Consider the following 14,306-nt stretch of genomic DNA (forward strand, 5'->3'; position numbering starts at 1 on the left):
TGAATGCGATCTTCAGGATAAAAAAATCCCCGATTAATTCGGGGATTTTTTTGTTCGAAGTCTGATGATGATCAGCAGGCTTGTCAGAAAAGTTAAGAATATTGCCACGCGAGAAATTGAGCCTCCACCACTTGATGCCGCTAGTGATTCTTCGGTAGTGAGTGGAGTTGGCGCAATTAAAGGTTCTGTGATCAACGCCGTTTTGATCATTCCGTCAGTTTGAAGAATTAATATGTCGGGGGTTAAATCATTAGTGAGTCGCCCAACCAACAATTGGCTACTAGTTAATGATACCAAACCCAAGTTGGGATTTTGATAAGTACCCCGATGATTTTTTAATAAAAGCACTGCACCGTTAGATGTATGAATGAGCAATTCGTTGTCTTGGTCGTTATCCATGTCGACCGCTAAAGCATTATGCACATCTGGTATTAATAGAGAATCTTGTAGTGTTAAAGATGAGTCATTATTTTTTAATAGTTTAATGTTGCTATTTCTTTCGATGTTTTTTCTTTCGATTAATAAATCGATGATGTGAAAGTCTTGATCTTGAGTGTTTTTCTCAGATCGAGCAATTAAGATAACATCGTCGAAGCTATTTTTATCGACATCATCGATTAATAAAGTTTGAAAGAAACTATTTTCATTAGAAAGTAAATCTGAAATGTCTAGCGAATTTGCGTTGCCATTACCAGGATTATTGAACAGTTGAATGTTGCCACTTAGGTTGTCAGCAATCAGTTCATTGAACAGCGTATTATTCAACTGCCCAGTCGCTAGGCTAACTCCTGAGATGTTGGATCCGAACCAGTCATCATTTGCTGGCGTTTTGAGTAGGCCATCATTATTTTTATAGCGAGCATAAAATGCATCGCCAGTAACATAAAGCTCGCCATTTGGATTGTTGTTTAAATCGACGATGATTGCTGAAGTTACATGGGCTTGGTTGCGACTCCATTGATGTTTGGCTGTTTGTAAAACGAGCCTTGTTCCTTGTTGTTCGTATTGTTGAAATTCACCGTAACGCCCAAGCAACACAACGTCTGGGTTGCTATCACCGTCAAGATCACCTTTTACAATGACTTGTGCGTCAATTGGAGCAAACAAAAAGTTACTGGCCGTAAATCCACCGTTGCCATTATTCAAGTACCAACGAGGTTTTCCGAAGCTGGCAGGTGCAACTAAAAGATCGTCCAAGTTGTCGTTGTTAATATCTAATAGCAAAGCTGGGCCCGGAATAAAACTGGTTTGAACGTTACCAGATGGGCTAACAATTTGATCAACTACAGGTAATGACTGTTCACTAATGTTGTCGAAGTGGCGGATTTCATCGTTTGCAATTGGCAAACTAGCACGGCTGATAATAATGCCTTTAGCCCCGGTAGTGAGCGGAACATCGATTTGTAAGCTTGTGTCATGAGGAACGGTAACTTCGCAGGTTAAAATTTTTCCGGTAAAATTGACCGCGTTAGTCATATCACAAGTTTCGGGTAATTCATCTAAAGAAAAATCACCTTCTAATTCAATTGTTAACTGGCCGTTGTAATTGCTTTCAACGAAAGGATTGTTCTGGGAAAGGTAATATTTAAATGTTTGTTCTTGAGAAGGCAGGCTAATCGCTGGGATTGTTTGTGATATGGCGGTGTCGGATATTCGACCGCCATAAACATTGATTAAAGTGGTCGCTATGTTGGGTGCAGTGTCTCCCTGCGTAGTGACTAAGCTGAAAGTTTTTTCTATGCCTCTGGCATTAGCCACTAGGGTTAAATTGTGTGGATCATAATAAGTATTTAAACTGATATCGCGAATGACACCAGCGTTTTGATGACTACCTGAGACTGATATTATCTCACTGTTATCTGGATCATTTACCAACGGTACCCAGTTTCTGGAAAAGTTTGCGTTGAAAAGATGCTCTTCTAGAGGCACCGTGACTTCGGCTCTTTGGTTGACGGGTTGAACATGAACCAAGTAGAAGCTCTGATCTGAATTTCCTTCTGCATCTTCAGCTTGAAAATCAAAAGAATAGCTTTCTGAATAATCTGGAGCCGGCTGGAAAACCACCTTGCCATCAACTACTTCAATCTGATAGCCAATATTGCCTTGATGTGAGGTAGGGTAAGGGGTGAATACTCTTTGAGAATAGGTACCAGCTCTAGGTTGCTGGCTGATGCTCAATGTACTAGGTAATGCACCGCTTGCATTATGCAGCACGTCAATAACAACAGGCGTATTTTCGTATGCTTCGATCGCTTGCGGATAAAGTTCGATTGAGTACGATGCAGGAGAAAATAATACTAGTAGAAAGTACGCAAGGTATTCTTTTTTCATAATTTTGATAGCCATTTTCAGAAACTATCAAAATTATAGATGGGGTTTTGCTATAGGTTGTTAGTTTATGGGATACAGCCTTCAAGTGAAAAGAAGGCCATTTTGCACTATTTACTAGCGGCTCTCTTACGAACATCAGAAAAAGTTATTTGATTGAATAGCTTACCGTTGTGGTAAACGGTCCTCAGCTGGTTGTCAGCAAGCACACTTTGGTCTTCGCGAACCGTGGTATAAACGCCATCTTTTAAAATCAGTGCTAATCGACCGGCTTTGGATTTTTTACCTGGGTCAGTAATTGGATCTTTAAAAATGTCTCGCCAGCCATTTTGATCTTCAATGGCAGAAGCTTTCATAGCAAAACGCTGGGTATCTCGGTTTACTTTTTGCAGTAATTCGGCACCCATACCAAACGTTAGGTTGGCGGCGCTTAAACCACGTTGTTTCATTGACTCTAAAATGCAGCGAATCGTTTCAGGTGAAACACCATCGCCTTGGATTAGGCGAATAAACTTAGGTAGTAATTTATAGCCTTTGCTATTAGTGGTGTAACCGAAGATATCCATCAGCTTTTCCACTGCTTCAGGCACCAAAGACACTGGGTTGCCAGAATCTGGGCGAACCACCAGTGTACCGCCGCTGTTGATAACTTGTTCTTTTAACGATTTGCCCCAGATGTTATCAATCGCATTCCACAAGTCGTAGGAATCACTGACCACGGCAACCAGTTTTCCTTCGCCACCAAATTGCTTGAGCATATTGGCATAGGCATCTTGTTCGCCTTCGCGGCCCCAACTGGTAATGGTGCTGTGTTCGGCAGCCGGAATCGAAAACCCAGCCATTGGCTCGTCATAGTAACGGCGAGCAGCCATGACACCGGATAAATTATCGCTGCCCATAAAGCTCACTAGATGGGCGATGCCACCTAAAGCAGATGCTTCTTCAGAGCTAGCACCGCGGGCACCAAAATCATGCAGTTTGAACGCCAGATCGTCACTGTTTTCGGCGGTTGACTGTAAATAGCTGTCAATGGTGTCTTTGCAGTAATGAGAAATGGTTGCAACGGTGGTGGGATACCACACCGCGCGGATCAAAGCGGTTTCGATATAGCTGGTGAGCCAGGCGCTATCAGGGTCGGTATTAATTACCTGAACCAGCACATTACTGACAGGTACCAGTTCGCCTTCTGCTACTGCTTGAATTTCAAGCGGTAAGTAACCCTGATGCTGATCAATGATTCGCTGCCAGCCTGCCGTATTGAACGGGACACCATGCAGCTGACAAACTTCTACTGCTTCATCCAAGTCTTGTTGAGTGACTGGCTTGCTTAGATATTGTTTTAAAAACATCTGCAAACCGAAAAACAGCGTAGCTGGGTACTTACCGCCTCTGGACTCTATATAGCTGGAAATTCTACCAATCCCATGTGGGTATTGCAGGTAGTGAGAAGTTTTGTAGGAGTCTGTATTCAGTATCAGATTATGCATTTTGGCTCTGCTGAGGCTACTGCTCGATGGCAATAGTTAGCTAACAGTTATCTGGCGTATCACGAAAAATAAGGGGGTGGATGGTCTACCTATGCGGTGACAGAGTCAAATCTGCCAGATGAGCCAGATCAACGGAATCAGCATTCCCCTTGAGTGCGCAAAGTTTGCAAAACCTTGTTAGTGTAAATCTTGGCGCAAAGCTCGATGGGATAGTCTGTGTAGCGAGACGTGATAGCTAAAAGAAGCAATCAAAAATAAGCTTTAGCAAGTGACTGAATTATTGAGTTAGACAAAGAAAAAGGAGCCTGGCAGGGCTCCTTTTTAATTCGATCTGGCAAGGGACTAATCGATTACTTTAATCCACTGTAATAAGCAGCCAAATTTTTGATATCTGCATCGCTTAACGGTGCTGCCATGCCGTACATAGTTGCAGACTGCCCGCCTTTTCTAGATTTGTTTTTGTATGCTTTCAGTGAAGATTCAATATATGCCGCCTTCTGACCAGCCAAATTTGGGTAGGTCGGGATAGCTGAAATACCTGCAGCGCCGTGGCATGCAGCACAAATGCCTGCTTTTGCTTTACCTGCAGCAGCATCACCGGCAGCGTTTGCAATAAAAGGGGTCAAGGCCAGTGCAAGAATCATCGCAGCTTTTTTCATTCTAAAGTCTCCAATCACGGAACAAAATTCATTAATGCCGAACAGTTTAGCAATCACTATGCCAACTGCGAAGCTTATTCTAGCAAACACTTGTCCAGCTTAATGCAATGAAGTGTTCAGTGCCAGTTGAACAGTTTGACTAGTAGCTGCTTAAGTCGTTAAGCATTAATGTTGAAAAGGCGAGCAACTATTGACCGATTGCTCACCACCTAATGATATTAGTTTGAATAAAATTAGTCGGATGAATTTTCCTGATGAGATTCAGGACGGGTTGCTAAGGTATGGCGATCGGATTGCGGCAAAATCAGGTTCAACAAAATACCGACAACACCACATAAACTGATTCCGCTTAGGCTGAATTCAGCAGTGCCAACCACCATACCACCAATACCCAACACCAGAACCGTTGCAACAATGCACAAGTTACGCTGTTGAGTCAGGTCAACCTGATTCTTGACCAAGCTGCTCATGCCAATTGCTGCGATAGATCCAAACAGCAAAATAAGAATACCGCCCATTACCGGAGTAGGAATTGACTGTAGCAGTGCGCCTAACTTACCGCAGAATGCCAGTAAAATGGCGAAGCCAGCAGCCCAAGTCATAGTGACTGGGTTGAAGTTTTTGGTCAGCATTACTGCGCCGGTCACTTCTGAGTAAGTCGTGTTTGGTGGTGCACCGAGGCAAGCAGCAAAGCTGGTTGCAATGCCGTCGCCGGTTAAGGTGCGGTGTAGGCCTGGTTTTTTAACGTAATCTTTACCGGAAACATTACCAATCGCCATTACATCGCCAATGTGTTCAATCGCTGGAGCAATTGCTACTGGCAGCATGAATAAAATTGCCTGCCAGTTAAATTCTGGCGCAGTAAAATTAGGCATGGCAAACCATGCCGCTTCAGCAATTTTGCTGCCATCGAGCATGCCAAGGAATGCAGCTACAAGAGAGCCAACCAGAACGCCACACATAATTGGCATTAAGCGGAATAAGCCCTTGGCCAAAGTAGCAACGGCTAAAGTGGTTGCCAGCGCCGACATTGATACGATCAAGGCATCGTTATAAGCAAATAGTTCGAGTGAACCATCACCGGTTTTACCCATCGCCATTTGCACAGCAATCGGTGCCAAGTTTAAGCCAATCACCATAATCACTGGGCCGATGACTATTGGCGGTAAAACGCGCTCGAGCATTTTAGTTCCACGCCAGCGAACTACTTGGCCAAGGATCAGATAGACAAAACCAACTGCCATTAAACCGCCCATGGTAGAGGCAAGGCCCCATGACTGAACGCTGAAGGTAATCGGTGCAATAAAAGCAAAGGATGATGCTAAAAATACCGGCACCATTCTTTTGGTAACCAGTTGAAACAGTAAGGTGCCTGCACCTGCGCCAAACATGGCAACGCTGGGATCCAATCCAGTTAATAACGGCATTAATACCATTGCGCCAAAGGCGACAAATAGCATTTGCGAACCAGCTAATGCGTTATGGAAAGTCGAAGTGTTATTTTGTTGGCTCATAGTCTCGGTGTCTTTTGTCAATTGTTTTGGTTTGGATCGTCCACTGATCGTTATTTTGAAGATTCTGTTTTGAATCTTTCATTGATGGCAATTTTTCGGCTGATGAACGAAAAATCACTATTTTTAACTCTATAGATAGTGCGGGTACTTTTTTCAGGTTAAAAAAAACCCCGTCAACGACGGGGTTTGATAAAACGTATTACCTCGTGCCAAATATCTTGTCACCGGCGTCACCGAGCCCTGGGAGGATGTATCCCTGCTCGTTGAGGCAGTCATCGATGGCGGCGGTAAAGATTTCTACATCTGGGTGCGCTTCAACAACTTTGGCGATGCCTTCAGGTGCAGCAACCAATACCAGTGTTTTAATGTGCTTGCAGCCAGCCTTCTTTAGCATGTCGATGGTGGCAATCATGCTACCGCCAGTCGCTAGCATTGGATCGACGATTAAAGCTAGACGCTGGTCAATGTCTTTACACAGTTTTTCAAAGTAAGGTACTGGCTCAAGTGTCTCTTCGTTTCGGTAAAGGCCTACAACACTGATTCGAGCACTCGGAATTAATTGCAGTACGCCGTCCATCATGCCGATACCGGCACGCAGAATCGGAACAACGGTAACCTTCTTACCCTTGATTCTTTCTGCTTGAATAGGACCGCACCAGCCTTCCAATTCATAGGACTCTAGTTCCATGTCTTTGGTGGCTTCATAAGTTAGTAGTGCACCGACTTCGGCAGCTAACTGGCGAAAACTGCGAGTACTCAGATCTGCGCTGCGCATAATGCTTAACTTATGACGGATCAGCGGATGAGTGATTTCATTGACGCTCATATCGACCTCTGCGGTGAAAAAGATAAACCGTGGAGCGCATTTATGCGCACAAAATTCGCAGCATAGTAGCGGATTTATATCGTTTCGTCATGGCTTGGGTTTGACTCAGGTCGGTTTGTGCGTGCAATTTATATTTTTCTACTATTGACTCTTGTCACTTTTAAATCTCACCCGTATCTTAGCCCCCGATTTCTATGCCCAACCCATCTCAAGCTGCAGGATCCTGAACCCCTCATCTTGAAGTGGCTTGGTACAATGGCCGGAAGCTTTTTTTAATACAGTGATATGCTGTGAGCTCTGGAAGCTAAAATGCCTTGGGTCCCTTGCTACTTAAATATGTAGTCAGGTCCTTATTAATACTGGTGGTGATGATGTCTAATCCGGATTTGCAAGAGATTCGCAAGATTTACCAAGAAGCTGATCAGTTATGCAGTGCTGAGCAGGTCGATACGGCAATTACCGAAATGTCGGTAAAAATCAGCGAGCGTTTGCAAGATGCCAACCCACTGGCGCTTTGTGTTATGAACGGCGGCTTGATTTTTTCTGGTAAATTGCTGGCACAATTAGATTTCCCGTTGCAATTGGGTTATCTGCATGCAACACGTTATGGCGATAAAACCGTCGGTACAGAGTTGGACTGGAAAGTTCGTCCTCTAGTTGACTTTAAAGATCGTACGTTGCTGATTTTGGATGATATTCTCGATGAAGGTCATACATTAGCGGCAATTGTTGATTATTGCTTGCAAGAAGGTGCTAAAGAAGTACTGACCGCAGTATTGATCGATAAGCAGCACGACCGGAAAGCGCGCCCAGATATGAAATGTGATTTTATCGGACTTGAAGTTGAAGATCGATTTGTTTTCGGTGCCGGTATGGATTACCAGGGGTATTGGAGAAATGCGCCGGGCATTTTTGCAGTAAAGGGTTTGTAATCGGCAGAATTAAATTAAAGATCGGCTGTTGGCGTTTCGCTAGCAGCCGATTTTTTTTGCCTGAAATAAACTGGCCAACAAATTGGATTTGTAACAGGTTTTTCTTGAGTAAATTTACTTGTGTTGACGATTATTATTTTCATCAGTTTCATTGAGTTGCAGGAATCAGCCTGGCTGGCTATTTGTCTAGTACAAGTAAATGATGTGAATCAATTAATTCAGCCGCTGAATAAATATGCCGTCAAGATTGATTTATGTCTGGCTTTGGGTTGATTAATATGTGGCTTGTGACATAAATTGATTCAGTGCTGCAATGATTTGGTTTTGATTTTATTGGGTTATTTGAATCGGCAGATGATATCAAGCGCTACTGGATAACTTTTTCTTTGTAAGTGATGTTTCGCTAATTGCTTATTACTATTGATTAAAGTTGTTAGGTGATCTGTTGGTTATCTAGCGTAGCATCGAAAATTTTAGCAAATGAATTCATATCTATATCTTTTCGATATTGATTCCATTTAAGAATCGACGTTATATTCAGGCACCCGCTTTTTGCGATTACCAATATTGCACTGTCAGTACTGTATTTGAAGCAATCTTTGTCAGTTGCCCCAAGGTCAATATCGACTGAGGGTGACCTACCGCCGTTAATATTTGGGTAGCGTCTGGGCAACTGAATATTTGAACTAAAACAATAGATTTCACGCAATCTAATGCTGTTGAAATCGGGAGCAACATCACGATGAAAAAAGTGAATCCATTGAAGGCGCTAGCCATAGCCGCAGTACCAGCAATTGTACTGGCACTTTCTCCTGCCGCACACGCGGCAAAAGTACCTGCCGGAGCCAAGTTAGCCGATCAACAAACTCTGGTTCGAGGTAATGGCACAGAGCCTGCTTCTTTGGATCCACAAAAAGTGGAAGGCGTTCCTGGTTCTAACGTTACTAAAGATATGTTTGAAGGCTTAGTCACTCAAGATGCTGACGGTAATACCATTCCAGGTCAGGCAGAAAGCTGGACGGTTTCTGAAGATAACAAGGTTTTCACCTTTAAAATTCGTGATAACGCTAACTGGTCAAATGGCGAGCCGGTCACCGCACACGATTTTGTATTTGGTTTCCAGCGTGCGGTAGATCCTGCGACCGCATCTCGTTATGCATGGTTTATGGAAATTCCAACCATTGTTAATGCATCGAGCATTATTAATGGTAAAGCAGCTGTTGATTCGCTGGGCGTTAAAGCGATTGATAGCAAAACCTTTGAAGTAACGCTAGAGCAAGCGGTTCCTTACTTCATTAAAATGTTAGCGCATCAAACGATGTTCCCAGTACCGCAAAAAGTAGTCGAGAAACACGGCGACCGCTGGACTCGTGTTGAAAATATTGTTTCTAACGGCGCTTTTGTTTTAAACCAATGGGTAGTTAACGAGCGGATTGTTTTAAAAAGAAACCCTAACTACTGGAACAATAAAGAAACGGTGATTAATCAGGTGACTTATTTGCCAATCGTTTCTGAAACAGCTGAGCTGAATCGTTATAAAGCAAATGAGCTGGATATGACCCATGGTATTCCGCCTAAGCATTTTACTTCATTAAAAAAGAAGATTCCTGCTGAAATCAAAATTACTCCACAGTTAGGTACTTACTACTACGAATTTAATACCAAGGTTAAGCCATTTGATGATGTGCGGGTTCGTAAGGCGCTGTCTTATGCGATTAACCGCGATGCAATCACCAGAAGCATTACCAAGCGTGGTGAAATTCCAGCTTATACCTTCACTCCTGAAGCGGTTGCAGGATTTACTCCACCAAAAACTGACTACAGCCAGTGGACTCAAAAAGAGCGCATGAAAAAAGCACATCAGCTGTTAAAAGAAGCTGGCTACAGCAAGAGTAATCCGCTGGAGTTAAACTTGTTATATAACACCAGCGAAGCGCATAAAGATGTTGCGGTTGCGGTTTCTTATATGTGGAAAGCACTGGGTGTTAAAACCACCTTGGAAAATATGGAATGGAAAACCTTCCTCGATGTAAGAAACGACGGTAAATTCCAAGTGACCCGTGCCGGTTGGTTAGGTGATTATAATGAGCCGTCAACCATGCTCGATTTGAAAACCACCACTCACGGCCAGAATGACGGTAAGTATTCTAACGCTCGCTATGATGAAATTATGAAGTTATCACGAGTGGTTACTTCCGATGTCGAGCGTGAAAAGCTGTACATTGAAGCCGAACAAATTCTTGCCGCAGAAATGCCTTTGGCACCTATCTATCAATATGTAACAGGACGTTTGGTTAAGCCACATGTTGGTGGCTACCCAATGAATAACGTAGAAGACAACATTTATAGCCGGGATTTGTACATTACCCAGTAATTGTTTTCTGTTTTATTTGTCGATAAAAAACCAGGCCTGGTCTGTAACCTTCGTTAACTAAATAGTGTTAATAGAAGTGCAGCCAGGCTTTGGCTTTAATCAGGGTTTTAAAATAGCCATCTATGTTGAAATTTATAATCAAACGGTTAGCAATTGCGATACCGACACTTTTTATTCTGGTGACCTTGTCATTCTTTTTAATGCAAGCCGCACCAGGCAGCCCCTTTACCGGTGATTTTAATATGCCACCGGAAATTCTTGCCAATTTACAGGCGAAATATCATTTAAATGAACCTTTGTGGAAACAGTATTTAATCTATATTTGGGACTTACTGCAAGGTGACCTAGGCCCATCATTTAAGTATAAAGATTATTCGGTTAACGAATTAGTTGCTCAAAGTTTTCCTGTTTCTTTAACCATCGGCTCGCTGGCATTTGTTTTGACAGTAATTTGCGGCGTTAGCATGGGTACCTTAGCGGCGCTGCGGCAGAATACTTGGGTCGATTACTTCGTCATGACCTTTGCCATGCTCGGTGTTGTGCTGCCTTCATTTGTTATAGCGCCGGTATTGGTGTTGGTGTTTTCAGTTAGTTTGCAATGGCTACCGGCTGGTGGCTGGAATGATGGAAGCGCAGCCAATCTGGTATTGCCGGTAATTGCGATGGCAATTATGTATATGGCATCAATTGCCCGGATTATGCGCTCCAGCATGATTGAAACTTTAAACAGTAATTTTATTCGCACCTGCCATGCCAAAGGTTTGCCGCGGCGTTATATTTTACTGCGCCATGCGTTAAAGCCTGCATTGTTGCCAGTGGTTTCTTTTCTCGGCCCGGCATTTGTCGGCATTATCACCGGCTCGGTGGTCATTGAAACGGTATTTGGCTTACCCGGAATCGGCCAGCATTTTGTTAACGGTGCTTTAAATCGTGATTACTCGTTGGTGTTGGGCCTGACGATTATTATCGGTGCTCTGACAATCTTGTTCACTGCAATTGTCGACATCCTCTACGGACTGATCGATCCAAAGATTCGTCTTAAGGGATAATTCATGACATTAATTAAAAAAGAAACTGCCGAGGCGGTCGAAAACTTCTCCAGCAAACTGGCAGATAATGGTGGCGCAGTTGATCATTCGTTAGATATCGAAGGTCGCAGCTTATGGGCAGATGCCCGTCGCAGGTTTTTCCATAACCGAGCAGCAGTCGCTAGTTTAGTCATTCTTACTTTTATTCTGACGCTATTATTATTCGGCCCATGGCTCAGTCAATTCGCATTTGATGAAATCGACTGGGATTACATGGCTGCAGCGCCAGAAATGGCCAATGGCCATTATTTTGGTACCGACTTTTTAGGTCGTGACCTGTTTGTTCGAGTGTTAGAAGGCGGTCGAATTTCATTTTTGGTGGGCGCTTTGGGCGCATTGGTTGCGGTAGTTATTGGTACCGTTTACGGCGCAACTGCCGGTTTCCTTGGCGGTCGGGTGGATAACTTGATGATGCGTACTCTGGAAATTCTGCAATCATTTCCGTTTATGTTTTTGGTGATTTTAATGATCACCTTCTTTGGCCGTTCGATTTTATTAATCTTTATCGCAATCGGTGCGGTGTCTTGGTTAGACATGGCACGTATTGTTCGTGGTCAGACGCTGAGCCTTAAAAACAAGGAATTCGTTGAAGCGGCGATTATTTGCGGTGCCAGTTCATGGCAAATTATCTTCCGTCATTTAATTCCAAATTTGCTGGGTATTGTGGTGGTTTATGCTTCGCTGCTAGTTCCCGGAATGATTTTGTTTGAATCATTTTTAAGCTTCCTTGGTCTGGGCGTTCAAGAGCCAATGACCAGCTGGGGCGCTCTGGTGAACGAAGGTGCTAATGCAATGGAAGTTGCTATCTGGCAGCTGGCATTCCCAACCGCATTTCTGGTTGTAACGCTATTCTGTTTCAACTTTATTGGTGATGGCTTGCGCGATGCGCTGGACCCTAAAGATCGTTAATCGGAGCTGGTATGAATTTATTGGAAGTTAAAGACCTTGAGGTCAACTTCACCACTCCCGATGGAATGGTGACAGCGGTAAACAAACTGAATTTCAACTTGAAAGCCGGTGAAACTCTCGGTCTGGTTGGTGAGTCTGGTTCAGGTAAAAGCCAAACCGCTTTTGCTTTAATGGGCTTGCTGGCAAAAAACGGTATTACTGAAGGTTCAGCAAAATTTGAAGGTCAGAATATTTTGGGCCTTAAAGAAGCCGAATTAAATAAAATTCGCGCTGAACAAATTGCTATGATTTTCCAAGATCCAATGACTTCATTGAATCCTTATATGAAAGTCGGCCCACAGCTGATGGAAGTACTTCAGCTGCACAAAGGCATGAACAAGAAAGATGCTTTCGAAGCCTCTGTAAAAATGCTCGATGCAGTAAAAATGCCCGAAGCGCGTAAGCGGATGGACATGTACCCACATGAGTTTTCTGGCGGCATGCGCCAGCGAGTCATGATCGCCATGGCGCTTTTATGCAGCCCGAAACTACTAATTGCTGACGAACCAACCACCGCATTGGATGTAACGGTTCAGGCGCAAATTATGGTGTTGTTGAATGAATTGAAAAGTGAATTCAATACTTCAATTATTATGATTACCCACGATTTGGGCGTAGTTGCCGGAATTTGCGACAAGGTACTGGTGATGTATGCCGGTGCGACGATGGAATACGGCACAACCGATGACGTATTTTACGATCCGCGTCATCCTTATTCAGAAGGCCTGTTAAAAGCAATTCCACGACTGGATACGGACGGTGAAATTCTACCGACGATTCCTGGCAATCCACCGAACTTACTGAGTCTGCCAAAAGGCTGTCCATTCCAGGAGCGCTGTGGATATGTTCAGCAACAATGCCGCGAGCAAGCACCGGAATTAACCACCTTTGCAGCCGGTCGCCAAAAAGCCTGTTTTGTTGAATTGGCAGCAAACTCAGGAGGAGTCAACTCATGAGCAATCCTTCTGAGAAAAAACCGATTTTAAGCGTGCGTGATTTAAAAGTGCACTTTCCAATTCCTCAGGCACGTGACTGGCCATGGCAAGCAATACCACAATTAAAAGCAGTCGACGGCGTTAGTTTTGACCTGTTTGAAGGGGAAACACTGGGCGTTGTAGGCGAGTCCGGTTGCGGTAAATCAACATTAGCTCGGGCAATTATCGGATTAGCGCCGATTAAATCGGGCAATGTTGAATGGAATGGCAAAGATATCGCCAAGATGGATAAAACCCAGCTGATCGATATTCGCCAAGAAATTCAAATGATTTTTCAAGACCCACTGGCATCATTGAATCCACGTATGACCATTGGCGACATTATTGGCGAACCACTGCGTAACTATTATCCAAAATTGTCGAAAGATGAAGTGGTTAATCAAGTGCGGGAAATGATGGCGCGAGTCGGTTTATTACCTAATGTAATTAACCGCTATCCGCATGAATTCTCCGGTGGGCAATGTCAACGAATCGGTATTGCCCGGGCATTGGTATTAAAACCAAAGCTGGTGATTTGTGATGAACCAGTATCGGCGCTAGACGTTTCGATTCAAGCTCAGGTAGTGAATCTGTTAAAAGAACTGCAACAGGAAATGGGCTTGTCGCTGATTTTTATTGCTCACGATTTAAGCGTGGTCAAGCATATCAGCGACCGGGTTTTGGTGATGTATTTAGGCAACGAAGTTGAGCTGGCAAAATCAGAGCCGCTTTACGCCAACCCGCAGCACCCTTACACCCAGGCACTGTTATCTGCCGTGCCAATTCCCGATCCAAGGCTAGAGCGGGCTAAAGAAATTCAGTTACTGGAAGGGGATTTACCATCCCCCATCAGCCCGCCATCTGGCTGCGTCTTTCGCACCCGTTGCCCTAATGCCGATGATGATTGCGCCCAGCAACGGCCATCGTTAAAGGATTTAGGTGATGCGCATTTTGGGTCGTGTATTAAGTTGGGATAGTTAAACAGCGTTTGGATATAAGTCGCAGCACCGGCTTCCTGCCTCCTTGCTGCATACATTATGTCACCCTATAAATAAAAAGCCCCGCTGGTGATAAACTGGTGGGGCTTCACTGTTAAAAATCTTATCAAATATTAATTTAGCTAGGGTTACATAGCATAATGCCAATATTTTTTAGCTAACCGACGAACCTTTAAAC

The 14,306-nt window shown here is 43.8% G+C and carries 11 protein-coding genes; 6 read left to right on the forward strand and 5 right to left on the reverse strand.

Annotation, left to right across the window (positions count from 1 at the left end; translation table 11 throughout):
- Positions 1-33 precede the first annotated feature (33 nt).
- From DC094_RS16650 to upp, 5 genes are all read right to left on the reverse strand, one after another.
- A complete protein-coding gene (locus tag DC094_RS16650; protein WP_133245588.1) occupies positions 34-2,331 on the reverse strand; it encodes an FG-GAP repeat domain-containing protein in 2,298 nt (765 codons plus the stop codon).
- Between the two features lie 107 nt (positions 2,332-2,438).
- Complete coding sequence (locus DC094_RS16655; protein ID WP_116688254.1) at positions 2,439-3,815, reverse strand: nicotinate phosphoribosyltransferase; 1,377 nt, start codon at positions 3,813-3,815, stop codon at positions 2,439-2,441.
- 350 nt (positions 3,816-4,165) lie between these two features.
- Positions 4,166-4,474, reverse strand: coding sequence for a c-type cytochrome (locus DC094_RS16660; RefSeq protein ID WP_116688341.1), 309 nt, complete (start codon positions 4,472-4,474; stop codon positions 4,166-4,168).
- Positions 4,475-4,707: 233 nt separating this feature from the next.
- Positions 4,708-5,988, reverse strand: a complete 1,281-nt coding sequence (locus DC094_RS16665; RefSeq protein ID WP_116688255.1) for a uracil-xanthine permease family protein — start codon at positions 5,986-5,988, stop codon at positions 4,708-4,710.
- Between the two features lie 199 nt (positions 5,989-6,187).
- Positions 6,188-6,814: a uracil phosphoribosyltransferase gene (gene upp / locus DC094_RS16670; protein WP_116688256.1), complete on the reverse strand. Its 627-nt coding sequence runs from the start codon at positions 6,812-6,814 to the stop codon at positions 6,188-6,190.
- A gap of 371 nt (positions 6,815-7,185) precedes the next feature.
- Between upp and DC094_RS16675 the strand changes: the two genes are divergently transcribed.
- From DC094_RS16675 to oppF, 6 genes are all read left to right on the forward strand, one after another.
- The gene (locus DC094_RS16675; protein WP_116688257.1) at positions 7,186-7,746 is read left to right on the forward strand and encodes a hypoxanthine-guanine phosphoribosyltransferase; all 561 of its coding nucleotides are present in this window, start codon (positions 7,186-7,188) and stop codon (positions 7,744-7,746) included.
- A 742-nt stretch (positions 7,747-8,488) separates the two neighbouring features.
- Positions 8,489-10,120 (forward strand): peptide ABC transporter substrate-binding protein, encoded by a 1,632-nt coding sequence (locus tag DC094_RS16680; RefSeq protein ID WP_116688258.1) that lies wholly within the window; start codon positions 8,489-8,491, stop codon positions 10,118-10,120.
- 122 nt (positions 10,121-10,242) lie between these two features.
- A complete protein-coding gene (gene oppB, locus DC094_RS16685) occupies positions 10,243-11,169 on the forward strand; it encodes an oligopeptide ABC transporter permease OppB (RefSeq protein ID WP_116688259.1) in 927 nt (308 codons plus the stop codon).
- A 3-nt stretch (positions 11,170-11,172) separates the two neighbouring features.
- On the forward strand, positions 11,173-12,117 hold the full coding sequence (gene oppC, locus DC094_RS16690; protein ID WP_116688260.1) for an oligopeptide ABC transporter permease OppC: 945 nt from the start codon (positions 11,173-11,175) through the stop codon (positions 12,115-12,117).
- An 11-nt stretch (positions 12,118-12,128) separates the two neighbouring features.
- Positions 12,129-13,112, forward strand: a complete 984-nt coding sequence (oppD, locus tag DC094_RS16695) for an oligopeptide ABC transporter ATP-binding protein OppD (protein ID WP_116688261.1) — start codon at positions 12,129-12,131, stop codon at positions 13,110-13,112.
- Positions 13,109-14,107, forward strand: a complete 999-nt coding sequence (oppF, locus tag DC094_RS16700) for a murein tripeptide/oligopeptide ABC transporter ATP binding protein OppF (RefSeq protein WP_116688262.1) — start codon at positions 13,109-13,111, stop codon at positions 14,105-14,107. The genes oppD and oppF overlap by 4 nt, the downstream gene beginning before the upstream one ends.
- The last annotated feature ends 199 nt before the right edge of the window (positions 14,108-14,306 follow it).

Origin of the sequence: Pelagibaculum spongiae, assembly GCF_003097315.1 — a bacterium.
GTDB lineage: Bacteria > Pseudomonadota > Gammaproteobacteria > Enterobacterales > Pelagibaculaceae > Pelagibaculum > Pelagibaculum spongiae.

Coding starts and splice junctions, on each gene's coding strand:
- DC094_RS16675 (WP_116688257.1), top strand. CDS start 7,186: ATGTCTAATCCGGATTTGCAAGAGATTCGCAAGATTTACCAAGAAGCT.
- DC094_RS16650 (WP_133245588.1), bottom strand. CDS start 2,331: ATGAAAAAAGAATACCTTGCGTACTTTCTACTAGTATTATTTTCTCCT.
- oppF (WP_116688262.1), top strand. CDS start 13,109: ATGAGCAATCCTTCTGAGAAAAAACCGATTTTAAGCGTGCGTGATTTA.
- DC094_RS16655 (WP_116688254.1), bottom strand. CDS start 3,815: ATGCATAATCTGATACTGAATACAGACTCCTACAAAACTTCTCACTAC.
- DC094_RS16665 (WP_116688255.1), bottom strand. CDS start 5,988: ATGAGCCAACAAAATAACACTTCGACTTTCCATAACGCATTAGCTGGT.
- oppC (WP_116688260.1), top strand. CDS start 11,173: ATGACATTAATTAAAAAAGAAACTGCCGAGGCGGTCGAAAACTTCTCC.
- oppD (WP_116688261.1), top strand. CDS start 12,129: ATGAATTTATTGGAAGTTAAAGACCTTGAGGTCAACTTCACCACTCCC.
- DC094_RS16680 (WP_116688258.1), top strand. CDS start 8,489: ATGAAAAAAGTGAATCCATTGAAGGCGCTAGCCATAGCCGCAGTACCA.
- upp (WP_116688256.1), bottom strand. CDS start 6,814: ATGAGCGTCAATGAAATCACTCATCCGCTGATCCGTCATAAGTTAAGC.
- DC094_RS16660 (WP_116688341.1), bottom strand. CDS start 4,474: ATGAAAAAAGCTGCGATGATTCTTGCACTGGCCTTGACCCCTTTTATT.
- oppB (WP_116688259.1), top strand. CDS start 10,243: ATGTTGAAATTTATAATCAAACGGTTAGCAATTGCGATACCGACACTT.